Genomic DNA, 14406 nt, shown 5'->3' on the forward strand with positions numbered 1-14406 from the left:
CGCAGACGATCAGTGCACCACCACCGGGTTTTGAGCCAACTCGGCGTAACCGGCCAGGGTGTCTTCTACCTCTTCTTGCGAGGGCGAATTTTCTTGCCATGCGCGCAAATGGGCCTGAAACAGCTCCGCCCACGAACCTTCCAGGTACACCTCTTTGCCCGAGCGCTTGTCGACAATTTCAAACCCGTGGCGCGACAACACCGGCACATCAGGGCGTGCAGGCTCCAGGCCTTCATCCTGCGCCTTGAGGTGCATCACAGAAAAAGTATCAGAGTTGTAGAGCATGTCCATGGTGTCGGTCCGGGTCTAAAGGCTTTGGTGCCAGTGTGACACAACATATCGGCTCGAAACCCACGAATTCAAGACCCTGGCGCATCCACCGTGCGCAACAACTGGTCCACAAAGTCGCCATTTGCGTTGGTGATGCGCAGGCGTGCCGGCAAAAAACCCAGGCTGGGGGCCAGCCACAGCTCAATGCGCTGGTCAAACTCGCGCCGTGGATTGCGGTTCAACTTGATGGTGTGGAGCTCACCGTAGGGCAGGCGTAGCAGCTCTTCTTTCTCCACCACAAACTGCCACATCTCCGCTTCACGTTGGGACACCGTTTGAAACGACAGCATGGTGCCAGGCGGAAAACGATCTGGCTCTGCCCCCAGCAGGGCACCCAGTTGCAGCACCACACTCAGGCGGTCTTGCGCGCCTTTGAGCAGCGGCACATCGGGCGTGTTGGCGCTGAAGCTGATGATGTTTTTGTCGCGCTGAAAGTGCGCCGCCAACTCGCTGCGCGACTTGTCGCCAAAACGCAGCGGCATCAGCCCCTCGGCGCCCAGCAGTCCGGTGCTGGTTTGCACCCGTGAGCCCAGCAAAAACGCGCCAACCTCCAGCCGGGCCTCGTAATGTTGGCCATCTTGCTGCCAGCGCAAATCGGCCCAGGCCGAGTACCCGATGAAGCGTGCCTGCCCTTTCACGTCGTACTGCAAGCGGGCCGAGTTTGGCGCCTTGAACGCCGTCATCTGTGTCTGGCCTGATGCGTCAGAAGCGACCCGGTTGAACGGTGGCAAATCCACCGCTTCTGCGCTGCGCGCTGGCAGCGCCACCGGAGCGGTGAGTTGGGCATGCAAGTCTTCCAACTCTTGGGCTGAGGCCCACGCATGGGTGACCACGGGGGGGCGTGCGTGCACCGGTTCGCTGGCCAGAGCGGGGGACTGCGCTGGCGTTGTGGGTGCCAAGGTCGCGGCGACAGGTGTGGGCTTTTGCAGTGCGCGTGGTGTTGGGGTTTCAACTTCAACGTGGCGGGTGGTCAACACTTTGACTGTGGTGGTTTGGGGTGCGGTGGGCGAGAACCACCGTGCGCTGCCGCCCAGCAACCACAGGTGCACCAGCAACACGCCAGCCACCAACACGAATGGGTGTGTGCGTGACCACCAGCGTGGTGAGATGGTCTGTGCAGGGCGGCGCATGGCGGGCCGCGTCAAGCGCCAGCGGTGACTTGGCCCAACTCGGCGCTCAGTTGCTGGGCTGCATGACGCAGCGCCTTGGCCGGGGCGCCGTCCCACGACGCGTCAAAACTGGAGGTGGGCCCCAGCGACACCATGGCCAATGCCAAGTGCCCGTCTGAATCGAACACCGGGGCAGAAAAGCCAGCCACGCCAGGCAGCAACGCATCCACCACGCGCGCCAGTCCGCGCTCACGCACTTCGTCCAGCATGGCTTTGGCGTCGGCTTGGGTCAGGGGCACGTCGTGGCGTTTCATTTTTTGTGCGCGTGCCAATTCGGCCTTCAGCATGGGGCCAGTCAAGTCGCGCGGCATGTAGGCGGCAAAGCAACGCCCCGTGGCAGAGGTGAGCAAGGGCATCACATCGCCCAAGCGCAAAACTGTCATGGCGTGGGGTGACTCTTGCCAGTGCACGATGGTGGGGCCTTGGTTGCCCCACACCGCCAGTGCCACGGTGTGGCCAATCTTGGCCATCAACGGGGCCATGCGCTCACGGGCCAACTTGACCGGGTCTAGACGGGTGAGGGCGGCCAAGCCCAGTTGCAAGGCGGCAGGCCCCAAGTCGTAGCGAGTGCTGGCGTGGTCTTGGTGCACCAGGTTCAGGCGCTGAAAACTCACCAAATAGCGGTGGGCCTTGGCCGCGCTCATGCCCGCAGCACTCGCCAGGTCGCGCAGCATCAGCGCGCCTTCCGACTTGGCCAGCACCGCCAACAGTGCAAAACCGACTTCGACCGATTGGATGCCAGCACGTTCTTTCATGCGTCTAAGTATCTTATAGAATCAGGTTTAAAAATTACGTTTAGTTAAATTTGTTTACCTATACGTAATTATCTGATGTGTCTCGGGCCCGCCTGGCCTGGGCGGACTAACCTGGAGAAAGCCATGAAACTGGCCACCTACAAAGACGGATCACGCGACGGCCAATTGGTGGTGGTCTCGCGCGACCTCAGCACGGCACATTATGCGACGGGCATTGCCAGTCGCATGCAACAGCTGCTGGACGATTGGGGCTTCATCGCCCCCCAGCTGCAAGACCTTTATGAAACCTTGAACCAGGGCAAAGCACGCCACGCCTTCCCCTTTGACCCCAACTTGTGCATGGCACCGCTGCCGCGCGCTTACCAATGGGCAGATGGTTCGGCCTACATCAACCATGTGGAGTTGGTGCGTGCCTCACGTGATGCCTTGGTCCCCGAGAGCTTTTACGCCGACCCCTTGATGTACCAAGGCGGTAGCGATGACTTCATTGGCCCCACCGACGATGTGGTGTGCCCCAGTGAGTCGTATGGCATTGACTTCGAAGCCGAACTGGCGGTGATCACGGGTGACGTGCCGATGCAAGCCACGCCTGAGCAAGCGCTCGAAGGCATTCGTTTGCTCATGCTGGCCAACGATGTGTCATTGCGCAACCTCATTCCCAATGAACTTGCCAAGGGCTTTGGCTTTTTTCAAAGCAAACCCGCCACGGCCTTCAGCCCCGTTGCCGTGACGCTCGACGAGTTGGGCGACGCCTGGGATGGCGGACGTTTGCACCTGACCATGCAATCCACTTGGAACGGTCGCAAGGTGGGCATGTGCGATGCCGGGCCCGACATGACGTTTCACTTTGGTCAACTGATTGCACACCTCTGCAAAACCCGCCGCGCGCGTGCAGGCTCCATCGTGGGCAGCGGCACCATCAGCAACCAAGGGGTAGAAGTCAAGGGCAAGAAAGACTGGCCCAAGGGCTACAGCTGTATTGCCGAGAAGCGCGCCATCGAGACCATTCTGGACGGCCAGCCCAGCACCGAGTTCATGCGCTATGGCGACACCATCCGCATCGAAATAAAGGGCAAAGATGGCCAAAGCGTGTTTGGTGCCATCGATCAAAAAATTGTGCCCCTGGCCTGACGGGCAGGCAGCGCTTTAGGCGTTGTAAATCGTGTCGAGCGACGCGAACCCTTTGACCTCGATCGGGTTGCCAAAGGGGTCGCGGAAAAACATGGTCCATTGCTCGCCTGGCAGACCCTCAAAGCGCAAATGAGGCTCCACCACAAACTGCGTGCCAGCGGCGCGCAGGCGCTCGGCCAGCGCGTTCCAGTCGGGCAAGTTCAGCACCAAGCCAAAGTGCGGCATGGGCACCAAGGTGTCTCCGACATGGCCGGTGTTGGCCGTGAGGAAGGGTTCTCCCAAATGCATGGAAATTTGGTGACCAAAAAAATCGTAGTCCACCCAGGTGTCGGTGCTGCGTCCCTCTTTGCAGCCGAGCACGCCGCCATAGAAACGGCGTGCGGTGTCGAGGTCGGTGATGTTGAAGGCGAAATGAAACAGGCTTTTCATGCGCCCAAGAATACCAGTTGACCTCAGTGGCGGGTGTGTTCTGCTTTTTCTTGGCAGGGGATGCAGCGCGCGGCTTCGGGTGTGGCCTCCAGGCGGGCTTGCGGAATGTGTGCGTCGCAGGCAATGCAGCGACCGTAGGTGCCTGCTGCAATGCGTGCCAAGGCCGCATCGAGGGCAGTCAGCTCTTCGGCTTCACGTTCATTGAGCGCGAATTCCAACTCCCGCTCAGTGGCCACTTGTGCCGTGGAGTCTTCGCTGTGGGCAAAGTGCTCGGTGGCCACTTCGGCGCGGCCTATGGTGCCGCCACGTTGCTCGGCAATTTGGGTCAATAAATTGGTGCGCAGTGTTTCAAGGGCTTGCTTGAAAGCGTTGGCATGCGATGCGTCCATGTGTTTATCTCCTGTTGTAACAAGCCCATCATGCGCCCATCATGGGCGGCTGTCATTGCGCTTCATCAAGTCAATAAAAACGAATCCGTGTGCTGAGCCTGACACTGCGTGGCTCTGCCGGGTGCACGTGGCTGTCGGTGACGGCCACTGACTCGCCCGCCACCTGCGAGCTATAGGCGTATTGAATGTCGTTGTTGTGTCGGTTGGCCAGGTTCAGCACATCGAGCGACACGTCCAGCGCCGCGCTCATGCGCCGTGTCACGCGCAAGTTGCTGGTGATGTTGGCACGCGACGACACACTGGCGTCGGTGGTCAGCGCTGCCGGCCCGATGTAGCGCAGTCCCCAGCTGCCCGACCACGGGCCCAGCTGGCGCACTGCCGCTGTGACGTGCGCCACTTTGCGCACGGCATTGGGAATGGCGTTGCCTTCTGAACTGCTGTCGCTGTAGCGGGGGCGTGTCCAGGCCATGCTGGCGTCCAGCCAGAACGTGTCGCTGGGCGTCCAGTGGTTGTTCCACTCCAGCCCCGTGCGCACGCTGGGTCGCCCGGCTTCGGTGGTGCCTGCGTCTCCCACGTAGACCAGCTCTGAGTCAAAGCGCAAACGCCACAGGGCCAACGCGGTTTGCCACTGTGGCGTGGCTTGGCTGCGCAGCCCCACTTCATGACCGCGCGAGCTCACCAAGCCGGGCACCATGTCCACAGCGGTGCCTGTGCGTGGGTCCACACGCGCCGTGGTGCCGCGTGCGTCGTTGCTGTGAAAACCACGCCCTGCGTTGACAAACACCTCGGTTTGCGCCCACGGGCCCAAGATCAGCGACAGCTTGGGCGACACCTTGTGGCTAGTGCTGACGCCCGAGTTTTCGGCCTGCAAGTGGCTGTCCACATGGGCGGTGAATTGGTCCACACGCAAACCCAGCACCGTGCGTACGCTGTCGTGCCAGCTGCTGTCGTTTTGCCCATACACGCCCAGCAGTTGTTGTCGCACGGCGTCATCGCGCACGGTGTGGGTGATGCGCCTCTGCGTGGTGTCAAACAAGCCCACCCGAATCAGGTCTTGCCGCACCTGCACGCCGAGCGTGTTGACCATGGGGGTGTGATTCACGCCCTCCAGTGACCAGGCCTGTGAGGCTTTGCCGCCATAGACCGTGCGTTGGTCCCGTTGCCCAAACTGGTCGCTGTTGCCGTTGCCATTGGACGCGGTTTGGTAGGTGAAGTTGGAATACAAGTCCAAGTCGTAGCGCATGGCGTACCAGCTCATGTGCGTGGCTTGTGCGGCGTCGCGGTCATGCCATTCGCCCGACAGGCTGTGGCGCGAGGTGCTGCCACCGTCGCTCGCATCCATGGCATCAAAGCGACCAAAGGGCAGGCCTTGGTAACTGCCTGCATCGATCAAGCGTTGTGGCACTTGGTCGGTGGCTGTCCAGTGGGCGCTGTAGGCCGTCAAGCTGGTGGACCAGCCACGCGCGGTGCTGCCGCCGCTCAGCGTGAGCAGCGCATTGCGCTTGCGCAAACCCTCGGCCACGGTCCACGGCCCGTTGTGGTTGAGCACTTCGATGGCGCTGAGCAAGTGCAGGTCGTCGCCGACCTGGCTGGAGCCGGCGCTCAGTGCCCGTCGGTAGCCGCGTTGACCCACTGTGAGGTCCGCAAAGGGTTGGTCCAGCCGCGTGCGGTAGACAAAGTTGGCAGAGCCTGCGGACGAGAAGTCGCCCTGCTCAGCGAAGTACGGCCCCTTGCTGTAGTCCACGCGCTGTACCAGCTCAGGGATCAAAAAATTCAAATCGCTGTAGCCCTGCCCATGGGCATGGCTGGGCATGTTGACAGGCACACCGTTGACGGTGGTGGCGAAGTCGCTGCCATGGTCCAAGTTGATGCCACGCAAAAAGTACTGGTTGGCTTTGCCGTCGCCTGAGTGTTGTGTGACCACCATGCCGGGGATGTGCTCCAGCACATCGGCCGGGCGCAGCAGCGCACCGGCTTGCAGTTGTTGCGCATGAATCACACCTTGCGACGCCGCCTCGCTGGTGCCCAAGGCGTTGCGGCGCTCGGCGGTGACCTCGACCTCGGTCAACAGCGGCAAAAGGGGGGGTGTCAGCGACACACCATCCGCACGCGCACCCAGACATAGACACAGCAAGCCACCCAGCAGGCTTGTCTGTGGGTGTGTGAAAAAGGGGTGTTTGCGCAGCATGAGGAAAGCGAGTGTCTTGGATTTTCAGTCAAAACAAAAAGGGGCTCCGTGCTGTCAGGCAGGCATCTGAAACAATCCCCCCATGAAATTATTTTTGTCTGCTTGGCTGATGGTGTGCGTGGTGCTGTCTGCGCATGGCTTTGAAAACACCATGGCCGAGCGCACCCGTGCCTGCACCGCCTGCCATGGCGAGCAGGGCAAAGCCGGGCCCGATGGCTATTACCCGCGTTTGGCGGGCAAGCCTGCGGGTTATCTGTACAACCAGTTGCAAAACTTCAAACAAGGGCGACGCCATTACGACCTGATGGCGCGCTTGATCGACCCCCTGTCTGACGCCTATTTGCAAGACATGGCGCAGTACTTCTCTGCTTTGAAGGTGCCCTACCCAGCGCCAGCCTTGCAGGCCAACAGTGCTTCGCCTGCGTTGCTCGCGCGTGGTCAAGTGCTGGCCCGTGAGGGCGACGCCAGCAAAGGTTTGCCGGCCTGCGTGGCATGCCACGGCGACAAGCTCACTGGGGTAGCGCCTGCGGTGCCCGGCTTGCTGGGGTTGCCACTCGATTATTTGAACGGACAGCTGGGTGCCTGGCAGTCGGGCCAACGCCGCGCCCACGCGCCAGACTGCATGGCGCAGGTGGTGCAACGCTTGAGTCCTGAGGACGTGATGGCCGTGGCCCACTACCTGGCGCGGCAAGCGCTGCCCAGCGACGCCACCCCCGCGGCTGCGGCACAAGGTGCCGTGCGTGCCAAACTGGCAAGCACCAGCGACACCTGGCGCTGTGGCAGCGCCCCATTGGCAAAGGGGCAGCCATGATGCAACGTGTGTTGGGTCTTGTGCTGGCCCTGTGCCTAGCCACCACCGCTTGGGTGGTGTTTGACAACTATGCCGATGGTGTGGAGGTGAGCCCTTCTGCCAGCTCGTCTGCCAGCGTGCCGGACAGTGCGCAGCAGATAGCCCAAGGCGCTTACTTGGCGCGTGCGGGCAACTGCATGTCGTGCCACACCGTGCCGGGCCAAGTGCCGTTCTCGGGAGGACGTGCCATTGAGACACCCTTTGGCAAGGTCTACGCCAGCAATCTCACGCCGGATGACGCCACCGGCTTGGGGCGCTGGAATGCCCAGCACTTCTGGCGTGCGTTGCACCATGGCCGCTCCTACGACGGGCGCTTGCTGGCCCCAGCGTTTCCCTACAACCACACCAGCTTGGTCACGCGTGCCGATGCCGACGCCTTGTTCGCTTATTTCAAAAGCCTGGCGCCTGTGGCACAGGCTACCCCCGTTGCTGAGCTGCGTTGGCCTTTTGGCACCCAGGCCGCCTTTGCGGTGTGGCGCAGTCTGTACTTCAAGCCAGCCCGCTTCACGGAGCAGCCGCAGCACAGCGCCGAATGGAACCGTGGAGCCTATTTGGTCGAAGGCTTGGGCCACTGTGCCGCCTGCCATGGCCCGCGTGACGACTTGGGTGGCAGCGGCGCGTTGGATGACTTGAGTGGTGGCTTGATCCCCGTGGTCAACTGGTACGCGCCGTCGCTGCTGAGCGCACGTGAAACGCGCTTGGGCGATGTGCCCGTGCAAGACACGGTGCGCTTGTTGCAAACCGGTCATGCCCCACACGCCTGGGTGAATGGGCCCATGCGTGAGGTGGTGCAAAACAGCACCCAACACCTCAGCGTGGCTGACTTGACGGCCATGGCCACCTACTTGCAAGCGCGTGCCCGTGCCCATGTGCGAGCGGATGACGTGCCACGCCCCACGCCGCGCGCGCCCAGCCTGCGCGCCAGCCAACGCGGCGCGGCCTTGTACGACGACCACTGTGCCGTGTGCCACGGCAAGCAAGGCCAGGGCGTAGCGCAGGCGTATCCCGCTTTGGCAGGCAATCTGGCGGTGCAAATGGCCCACACCACCAACCTGGTGCAAACCGTCATGTACGGCGGGTTTTCGGTCACTACATCTGCCCAACCACAGCCGTTTGGCATGCCGCCGTTTGTGTTGACCCTGAGCGACCGTGACATGGCCGATGTGCTGACCCACATTCGCACCCAATGGGGCAACGCAGCAGGCGCGGTCACCGAGTTTGATGTGGCGCGTGTGCGCGAAATGCAAACCCGCTGAAATCGCGTTTAGGTTGAACTTGGGCAAGCTGGTGAAAGTGCTTCGTTAGAATCCGTCGCCATGCAACACCTGCGCCACGCCATCCTCCTCACCCGCTGTGTGCTGGTGTGGTTTGTGTTGTCGGTTGGTGTGGCCGTGGCCTCGCCCATGGTGAGCCCCAAGGCCATGGACTTGGTGTGTACCAGCAGCGGCAGCATGAAGCTGGTGGTGCAGGGCGACGATGACGCCACCACCAGCCACACCCTGGATTGCCCCTTGTGTGCCTCTGTCGTGGCACCACCGCCCGCGTTCAACACGGGCTTGACCCAGCCCTCTCCTCTGGCGCATGCGCTGCTTGCCCTTGAAGCCGCGCACATCGCGTCTGTCACCGCCCCGCCACTGCCGTCGCGCGGGCCGCCTGCACTTTTCCTCTGACCTTTGACGTGGGTCTCGGGCGCTAGCGCTCGGACCTTTTTCGTTGGATTGACTGTGACGCTTTGCGCGTCGTCAAGCCTTCGCGTGAGCAGGAAAATTTTTCATGGAACAAGACAAACACCTCAGGCGAGGTTTTTTCGGCGCATCACTTGCGCTGGCGCTTTCAAGTGCAGCGATGGGGCAAGATGCCTCTCAAACCAAAGAGCTGGGCGTGGTGGTGGTGACATCGGGTCACCCTTCATCGTTGCCCACACACATCCCCACCACGATGGAGTCGGTCACGGCCAAACAGATCGCCGAAACCATCAACGCCACCGACAGCGAAGACGCCCTGAAGTATTTGCCCAGCTTGTCGGTGCGCAAGCGCTATATCGGCGACTACAACCATGCCGTGTTGGCGAGCCGTGCGTCTGGGGCCAACAACCCAGCGCGCAGCGCGGTGTATGCCGATGGCATTTTGTTGTCCAACTACTTGGGCAATTCCGCCACCAATGCGCCGCGTTGGGGCTTGGTGACGCCAGAAGAAATTGAGCGGGTTGACGTGATGTACGGCCCGTTCTCTGCCGCCTATCCTGGCAACTCGGTGGGGGCGGTGGTCGACTACGTCACGCGCATGCCCACGGCATTTGAGGCGCACATGAAAGTCAGTGCCTTCAACCAACACTTTGACGCCTACAACACCAACAGCCACTTCGGCGGTGCCAATGCCAGCGTCACCTTGGGCAGCAAGGTGGGGGACTGGTCTTACTGGTTCAACGTGAACCGCTTGGACAGCAGCGGTCAGCCCATGGTGTTTGTGCGCGCAACGCCCACAACGGGGGTGACGGGTACACGCGTCAATGGCATCGTCAGCGCCTTGAGCACCACGGGGACAGCTTTGGATGTGTTGGGCACCACCACCCAGTACCACACCGTGCAAGACCACGCCAAATTGAAACTGGCTTACGACTTGTCGTCCACCCTGCGCGCCTCGTACACGCTGGGGTACTGGCAAAACACAAGCAATGGCAGCCCGGCAACATATCTGCGCGATGCGTCCACGGGTGCCGCTGTCTATACCGGGACGGTGAATAACGGTGTCAACGCCTACTCGGTTCCTGCATTCACGGCGTCACAAGAGGCGCTGACACATGTCATGCACGGGCTATCGCTCAAGTCCAATACCCAAGGGGTTTTTGATTGGGAAATGAAGGCGAGTTTGTACAACTACCAAACCGACTTGAACCGGGCCTCAGGCACCCAAAGCAGCGACACAACGTATTCAAGCGCAGGAAAAATCACCGACCAAAGCGGCACAGGCTGGAACAACCTAGCGCTCAAAGGCACCTGGCGACCCGAGGGTGTGAAGGGCACGCACGTGGTGGACTTTGGCTTGCAGCAAGACCACTACACGCTCAAGACACTCACCCAAAACACGGGCATCAACTGGGAGGCAGCGGCACCAGCAAGCCTGGCCAGCAAAGCCGGTGGCAAAACTGAGATGCAAAGTTTGTACGCGCAAGACGCGTGGCGCTTTGCGCCGCTTTGGAAAACGGTGCTGGGCTTGCGTGCAGAAGACTGGAAAGCCCACAGTGGTGATGTGGCCACGGCGACGTCGAGCAGCAGCTATGCGTCGCGGCAGGAAACGCACTTTTCTCCCAAGGCGGCCATCTCACACCAGTGGGCGCCTGATCTGTTGTTGAAGGCATCCACAGGGCGTTCTTTGCGCATGCCCACCACGCAAGAGATGTATGGCAACACCTCGCTGTCTGGTTCGACCACCACGTTCTTGAACGATCCCAATTTACGGCCCGAGCGTTCATGGACAAGCGAGTTGACGGCGGAAAAAGACTCAGGCTCGGGCTTGTGGCGTGTGACCGCGTTCTTTGAAAACACGCGCGACGCCATCTATTCGCAAACCAATACCTTCTCAGACGGAAGCAGTCGCACCTTTGTGCAAAACATCAAGCGCATAGAGAGCAGCGGTTTGGAAGTGGCCTACGCTGGCAACGATGTCCTCACGCGTGGCCTCGACTTGTTGGGGAGCGTGACCTATGTGGACTCACGCATCAAAGAAAACGATGGTTATGTCGTCAGTGCAGGCGATACGATCAATCAATACCAGCCGCGCGTGCCTGCATGGCGTGGCAATGTGTTGGCCAACTACCGCTGGGACGACACGCTCAGCACCTCCATCGGTGCGCGTTACAGCGGTCACCAGTTTGGAAGCTTGAACAACGCCGATAGCAATGGCTATTCCTACACGGGCGTGAGCAAGTTCTTTGTGGTGGATGCGCGCGCGGTCTACAAAGTTGACCGGCAATGGACGGTGGCAGGCGGCATCGACAACCTGAACAACTACAAATATTGGAATTACCACCTGTATCCCATGCGCACCTTCTTTGCTGAACTGAAGTACGACTTGACGTAACACCACGCGCTGTATGAATTTTGAAAGTTGAACCATGACAAATAAACATCTGATAGGGGCTCTTTGCAGCGGACTTTTCGCACTTGCGCAAGCAGCCCAAGCGCACATCGTGTTGACCGAGCCTCAAGCGGTCGCGGGCACTTACTACAAAGCCACCTTGCGTGTGGGGCACGGCTGCAATGGGTCTGCCACCACCAGCCTGGCGGTGCAAGTGCCCACGGGTTTTGAAGGTGCCAAGCCTCAACCCAAACCCGGCTGGAGCTTGAGCTCGCGTACCGCCAAGCTGGCGCAGCCCTACACCAGCCACGGCAAAACCGTGACCGACGATGTGGTGGAGTTGCGTTGGGCTGCGAGCACCCGAGAGGCGGCGTTGCCCGATGACCAGTTTGATGAATTTGCCTTCATGGGCCGCTTGCCCGACCTTGCCGGTCCGATGTGGGTCAAAGTTTTGCAGACCTGCGAGAGCGGTCAAAATGATTGGTCTGATATTCCGGCCCACGGCACATCGACGCGCGGCTTGAAACTGCCAGCCGCTTTGCTGGATGTGCAGCTCGCCCCGGTCCACCAACACCACAACCATTGATCCCAAGGAGTTCCCATGAAATTTTCTAAATGCTTGATTGCCGTGTCGCTCACCACGGTGTTGGCTGCCAGCGCTTTCGCGCAAAACGTCACCATCACCGACGCTTGGGCCCGTGCCACCGTGCCCGGTCAAAAAGCCACCGGTGCTTTCATGAAGCTCACCGCCAAAGACAGCGCCAAGCTCGTAGGGGTGAGCAGCCCCGCTGCCGGCGTGGCCGAGATTCATGAAATGAAGATGGACAAGGACGTCATGAAGATGGCGGCCTTGCCCAATGGCTTGGACTTGCCTGCTGGCAAGGTGGTGGAGCTCAAGCCGGGCAGCTACCACGTGATGTTGATGGACCTCAAAGCCCCCTTGACCAAAGACAGCACGGTCCCCGTGACCTTGGTGTTTCAAGATGCCAAAGGCGTCAAAACAAATCTTGAGCTCAAGCTGCCCGTGAGCGCACAAACGCCGATGATGGGGCAGGGCATGGAGCACCAGCACGGCGATCACAAGCATTGATTTGTCAGTTTCGTGATCGCTCGGGTTTGGTTTAATCCCAGCACACACTTCCACCAGGAGACACCCATGAGCAACCCCAGCGGTTTTGATTTCACCAAGTTCGTTCCGGGCTTTGACTTTTTGAAAAACCTCACCCCTGGTGCGGGCGCGGCCTCAACGGCTGCGCCAGGCTGGGTGGCGCCTACGCTGGATCCTGAAGAGTTGGACAAGCGCATTCAAGAGCTGAAGACGGTGCATTTCTGGTTGGACCAAAACACCAAGGCGGTAAGTGCCACCATCCAGGCCTTGGAGGTTCAGCGCATGACCCTGGCTACCTTGCAAGGCATGAACCTGAGCTTTGCAGAGCTGGCCGAGTCGCTCAAGGTCAAACCCCAACCGGATGCAACGCCTACAGCGTCTGAGCCGGCCCCGGCGTCTGAGCCAACGCCAGAGCAGGCCGCAGCGCAACAAGCCGCGAAAGCCGCGAAACAGCAGAGCAAGCCCACCGCCAGCGCTTCTGCTGGAGTAGATCCCGCGCACTGGTGGAGTTCGTTGACCGATCAGTTTCAACACATTGCCAACAAAGCCATGCACGACATGGCGCACAACGCCGCCGCACATGCAGGGGCACCTGCCAAAAAAGCCGCAGCGCCCAGCGCCCCGGCCAAGCCAAAAGCTGCACGCAAGACAACGCGCCAAACCGCGTCCAAAGCAACGGCCAAAACGGCTGCACGACGCAAAGCCTGATGAAGCTCTTCCCCTACGGCCACGCCACCCATCCGCAATGGCGCATGGCCGCCGGTTTGGTGCTGGCGCAACTGCGTGCCCACATGGCTTTGCCCGAGTACGCCAGTGCGCCGCCTTTGGGCCTGCTCTACATCACCGACCATTACGCGCCGCACGCCAAAGAATTGCTGGGCTATTTGAGCGCCGAACTGCCCGAAGTCACTGACTGGGCTGGCACCGTGGGCGTGGGCGTGGCAGCCAACAACGTGGAATATTTTGACGAGCCCGCGCTGAGCGTGATGCTGTGCGACATTTCGCCCGAGCACTACCGCGTGTTCAGCGGCGTGGCACCGCTGGCGCAAGGCGGACAAGGCGGCAGCAACTTTGTGCCGCACACCGCGCTGTTGCACGCCGATGCCCAAACGCCTGACGTGCCAGAGCTGATTGCCGAACTGGCACAACGCACGGTCAGTGGCCATGTGTTTGGTGGCTTGGCCTCCAGCCGCCAACAGGTGGTGCAGTTTGCACAGCGTGGTGACGGCAACATGGCCGGACAGGGCCAGGCCGATGGCGTGTTTTCGGGCGGCTTGAGCGGTGTGGCCTTTGATGCCGAAGTGGCCATGGTGTCGCGCGTGACGCAAGGGTGTTTGCCCATTGGCCCGGTGCACACCATCACGTCGGTGGACAACCATGTGGTGCTGACCCTGGACGACGAACCCGCCTTGGATGTCTTGGTGCGTGACCTGCACATTGACCTGGAACAACGCCAACAGGCCCTGACCAAAGTGCGCGCCACCTTGGTGGGGCTGGCGCCCGCGCATGACGCAGCCATCAAGCGCACCGGCGAGTTTGACGATGCGGTGTTGGTGCGTCACATCATTGGCTTGGACCCGACGCTGCGTGCGGTGGCGGTGGCCCAGCCGGTGGAGGTGGGCATGCGGCTGACGTTTTGCGAACGCAACATGACTGCTGCGCGGGCGGACCTGATGCGCATTGGCGCTGAAATTCGTGAAGCGCTAGAGCCCGAAGAAATGACAGCAGAACTGGCCGGTGTGCTGAGCGCTGAAACCTCGGCCAGCCCGCATCCTGCCCGACGCATGGCGGGTGCGGTGTATGTCAGCTGCGCGGGGCGCGGCGGCCCGCACTTTGGCGGGCCCAGTGCCGAGCTGCAAATCGTGCGTCGTGCCTTGGGCGATGTGCCGCTGGTGGGCTTTTTTGCCGGCGGCGAAATTGCGCACCAAAACCTGTATGGCTACACCGGTGTGTTGACGGTGTTCACCACCGAGGCTTGAT

Annotated in this window: 15 protein-coding genes; 9 read left to right on the plus strand and 6 right to left on the minus strand. The window is 61.0% G+C overall.

What is annotated here, in order from left to right; genetic code table 11:
* Window positions 1-9: 9 nt before the first annotated feature.
* The 3 genes from B9Z39_RS02870 to B9Z39_RS02880 form a co-directional block, all read right to left on the minus strand.
* Window positions 10-291 carry a DUF3567 domain-containing protein gene (locus tag B9Z39_RS02870; RefSeq protein ID WP_108300657.1) on the minus strand — a complete coding sequence of 94 codons (282 nt, stop codon included), beginning with the start codon at window positions 289-291 and terminating at the stop codon, window positions 10-12.
* A 68-nt stretch (window positions 292-359) separates the two neighbouring features.
* The gene (locus B9Z39_RS02875; protein WP_100147453.1) at window positions 360-1460 is read right to left on the minus strand and encodes a DUF3108 domain-containing protein; all 1101 of its coding nucleotides are present in this window, start codon (window positions 1458-1460) and stop codon (window positions 360-362) included.
* 11 nt (window positions 1461-1471) lie between these two features.
* A complete protein-coding gene (locus B9Z39_RS02880; protein ID WP_100147454.1) occupies window positions 1472-2254 on the minus strand; it encodes an IclR family transcriptional regulator in 783 nt (260 codons plus the stop codon).
* 123 nt (window positions 2255-2377) lie between these two features.
* Between B9Z39_RS02880 and B9Z39_RS02885 the strand changes: the two genes are divergently transcribed.
* Entirely contained in the window at window positions 2378-3385 is a 1008-nt protein-coding gene (locus B9Z39_RS02885) for a fumarylacetoacetate hydrolase family protein (RefSeq protein ID WP_108300658.1), read from the plus strand.
* Between the two features lie 15 nt (window positions 3386-3400).
* On the opposite strand, the gene B9Z39_RS02890 is transcribed toward B9Z39_RS02885, so the two are convergent.
* The 3 genes from B9Z39_RS02890 to B9Z39_RS02900 form a co-directional block, all read right to left on the minus strand.
* Window positions 3401-3814 carry a VOC family protein gene (locus tag B9Z39_RS02890; protein WP_100147455.1) on the minus strand — a complete coding sequence of 138 codons (414 nt, stop codon included), beginning with the start codon at window positions 3812-3814 and terminating at the stop codon, window positions 3401-3403.
* A gap of 23 nt (window positions 3815-3837) precedes the next feature.
* Window positions 3838-4203 carry a TraR/DksA C4-type zinc finger protein gene (locus B9Z39_RS02895; RefSeq protein WP_108300659.1) on the minus strand — a complete coding sequence of 122 codons (366 nt, stop codon included), beginning with the start codon at window positions 4201-4203 and terminating at the stop codon, window positions 3838-3840.
* Between the two features lie 70 nt (window positions 4204-4273).
* Window positions 4274-6391: a TonB-dependent receptor gene (locus tag B9Z39_RS02900; protein WP_199221161.1), complete on the minus strand. Its 2118-nt coding sequence runs from the start codon at window positions 6389-6391 to the stop codon at window positions 4274-4276.
* An 82-nt stretch (window positions 6392-6473) separates the two neighbouring features.
* On the opposite strand from B9Z39_RS02900, the gene B9Z39_RS02905 reads away from it, so the two are divergent.
* The 8 genes from B9Z39_RS02905 (at window position 6474) to B9Z39_RS02940 (ending at window position 14405) form a co-directional block, all read left to right on the plus strand.
* On the plus strand, window positions 6474-7202 hold the full coding sequence (locus B9Z39_RS02905; protein ID WP_108300660.1) for a c-type cytochrome: 729 nt from the start codon (window positions 6474-6476) through the stop codon (window positions 7200-7202).
* Window positions 7199-8497, plus strand: a complete 1299-nt coding sequence (locus tag B9Z39_RS02910) for a c-type cytochrome (RefSeq protein WP_369908105.1) — start codon at window positions 7199-7201, stop codon at window positions 8495-8497. The genes B9Z39_RS02905 and B9Z39_RS02910 overlap by 4 nt, the downstream gene beginning before the upstream one ends.
* A gap of 60 nt (window positions 8498-8557) precedes the next feature.
* Window positions 8558-8911, plus strand: coding sequence for a DUF2946 family protein (locus B9Z39_RS02915; protein ID WP_100147458.1), 354 nt, complete (start codon window positions 8558-8560; stop codon window positions 8909-8911).
* Window positions 8912-9014: 103 nt separating this feature from the next.
* Window positions 9015-11321, plus strand: coding sequence for a TonB-dependent receptor (locus B9Z39_RS02920; RefSeq protein WP_108300661.1), 2307 nt, complete (start codon window positions 9015-9017; stop codon window positions 11319-11321).
* 34 nt (window positions 11322-11355) lie between these two features.
* A complete protein-coding gene (locus tag B9Z39_RS02925) occupies window positions 11356-11904 on the plus strand; it encodes a YcnI family protein (RefSeq protein ID WP_108300662.1) in 549 nt (182 codons plus the stop codon).
* 15 nt (window positions 11905-11919) lie between these two features.
* Window positions 11920-12408, plus strand: a complete 489-nt coding sequence (locus B9Z39_RS02930) for a copper chaperone PCu(A)C (RefSeq protein WP_108300663.1) — start codon at window positions 11920-11922, stop codon at window positions 12406-12408.
* A 66-nt stretch (window positions 12409-12474) separates the two neighbouring features.
* Window positions 12475-13134 (plus strand): PhaM family polyhydroxyalkanoate granule multifunctional regulatory protein, encoded by a 660-nt coding sequence (locus B9Z39_RS02935; RefSeq protein WP_108300664.1) that lies wholly within the window; start codon window positions 12475-12477, stop codon window positions 13132-13134.
* A complete protein-coding gene (locus tag B9Z39_RS02940) occupies window positions 13134-14405 on the plus strand; it encodes an FIST N-terminal domain-containing protein (RefSeq protein ID WP_108300665.1) in 1272 nt (423 codons plus the stop codon). Before B9Z39_RS02935 ends, B9Z39_RS02940 begins: the two co-directional genes overlap by 1 nt.
* Window position 14406 lies beyond the last annotated feature (1 nt).

The sequence above is a fragment of the Limnohabitans sp. JirII-29 genome, from assembly GCF_003063395.1.
In the GTDB taxonomy this organism is placed as follows: domain Bacteria; phylum Pseudomonadota; class Gammaproteobacteria; order Burkholderiales; family Burkholderiaceae_C; genus Limnohabitans.

Bases quoted from the DNA above. Each gene is read 5' to 3' on its own strand.
- B9Z39_RS02870 (WP_108300657.1), bottom strand. From the start codon at position 291: ATGGACATGCTCTACAACTCTGATACTTTTTCTGTGATGCACCTCAAG.
- B9Z39_RS02875 (WP_100147453.1), bottom strand. From the start codon at position 1,460: ATGCGCCGCCCTGCACAGACCATCTCACCACGCTGGTGGTCACGCACA.
- B9Z39_RS02880 (WP_100147454.1), bottom strand. From the start codon at position 2,254: ATGAAAGAACGTGCTGGCATCCAATCGGTCGAAGTCGGTTTTGCACTG.
- B9Z39_RS02885 (WP_108300658.1), top strand. From the start codon at position 2,378: ATGAAACTGGCCACCTACAAAGACGGATCACGCGACGGCCAATTGGTG.
- B9Z39_RS02890 (WP_100147455.1), bottom strand. From the start codon at position 3,814: ATGAAAAGCCTGTTTCATTTCGCCTTCAACATCACCGACCTCGACACC.
- B9Z39_RS02895 (WP_108300659.1), bottom strand. From the start codon at position 4,203: ATGGACGCATCGCATGCCAACGCTTTCAAGCAAGCCCTTGAAACACTG.
- B9Z39_RS02900 (WP_199221161.1), bottom strand. From the start codon at position 6,391: ATGCTGCGCAAACACCCCTTTTTCACACACCCACAGACAAGCCTGCTG.
- B9Z39_RS02905 (WP_108300660.1), top strand. From the start codon at position 6,474: ATGAAATTATTTTTGTCTGCTTGGCTGATGGTGTGCGTGGTGCTGTCT.
- B9Z39_RS02910 (WP_369908105.1), top strand. From the start codon at position 7,199: ATGATGCAACGTGTGTTGGGTCTTGTGCTGGCCCTGTGCCTAGCCACC.
- B9Z39_RS02915 (WP_100147458.1), top strand. From the start codon at position 8,558: ATGCAACACCTGCGCCACGCCATCCTCCTCACCCGCTGTGTGCTGGTG.
- B9Z39_RS02920 (WP_108300661.1), top strand. From the start codon at position 9,015: ATGGAACAAGACAAACACCTCAGGCGAGGTTTTTTCGGCGCATCACTT.
- B9Z39_RS02925 (WP_108300662.1), top strand. From the start codon at position 11,356: ATGACAAATAAACATCTGATAGGGGCTCTTTGCAGCGGACTTTTCGCA.
- B9Z39_RS02930 (WP_108300663.1), top strand. From the start codon at position 11,920: ATGAAATTTTCTAAATGCTTGATTGCCGTGTCGCTCACCACGGTGTTG.
- B9Z39_RS02935 (WP_108300664.1), top strand. From the start codon at position 12,475: ATGAGCAACCCCAGCGGTTTTGATTTCACCAAGTTCGTTCCGGGCTTT.
- B9Z39_RS02940 (WP_108300665.1), top strand. From the start codon at position 13,134: ATGAAGCTCTTCCCCTACGGCCACGCCACCCATCCGCAATGGCGCATG.